At 63.3% G+C, this 907-nt stretch carries 1 protein-coding gene; it reads right to left on the bottom strand.

The features are described 5' to 3' along the window. The coding region (locus RLDS_RS39310; protein WP_021225906.1) for a hypothetical protein at nucleotides 1–404 on the bottom strand (404 nt) is incomplete at its 3' end. Between the last annotated feature and the right edge of the window lie 503 nt (nucleotides 405–907).

The raw sequence follows: 907 nt of genomic DNA on the forward strand, positions 1-907 counted from the left end.
GTATCGGCGATATAGCCAAGCTCGCTGGCGATCGTGATTGCCTGGGGCCGGAGCACCGGATCGAGCTTGTCGATGGCAGGCCCGAGCGCTTCTGTGAACCAGCGTTCGTACATTTGGTAGCTTCCTCCGGCGGTCTGGCGCATCATGGCTTTCGAAACGCGGCCCGCCTCGTCCCGAAACTGGGCCAGACTATCTGATTGGGCGGCTGCCGACAGCGGGTCATCTTGCGGAATGTGCGGCTGTGGTGGGCGGTGTTCGGCCGCGACCTGGTATGCCCTGCAGCAGTTCGAACAGCGGGCGCATTCATCGACCTCGTCATATTGCTCAGGATCGTAGAGCGTCGCGCAGTACGGGCAGATCGGAGCGTTGAACAGCGCCCGGAGATCGTCGGAAAGGTTGTCCATAAGAGCCTCCATCAGAATGATGCCGTGCTCCCCATCTCTCATCGATGAGGATGGGCTCAGCGGGACGCGGTGTTGAGGCGGTCAGGGACGGCATGGCCGCCGCGAAGCGGGCAGCGGGGGAACCGATTTTGTTGCCGGGTAGCGCAGCGGAGCGGCGGCAAAATCGGGGGGACCGCTGATCCTTGACGGCCGAGGAACACCCAGCGTCATGCTATGGCGATGAAGCCCCGTCTGATGCCGAGATGTGCGAACGCGTGCTTGCCTCCTGCCCGGCAAGTCGAGCGGGTAACCCGGCAGTAAATCCCCGGCGCTACTCCGGCGAACGGGGTGCCGCTTGGTTGGTCCTCGTCGCTGTGCTAGGCGCTTCGGCGTGCTGCAAAAACGGCAGCGCCGGGGCTTAAGAACCCTGTCGAGAACGGCACACGGTGTGATTTCACGCCGGGGTGCCTGCGCATATGTCCAGGAGCCTCGGCTCTAAAAGCGTAGGCGCATGTCTCGACGTG

This window comes from Sphingobium lactosutens DS20, from assembly GCF_000445105.1.
GTDB lineage: Bacteria > Pseudomonadota > Alphaproteobacteria > Sphingomonadales > Sphingomonadaceae > Sphingobium > Sphingobium lactosutens.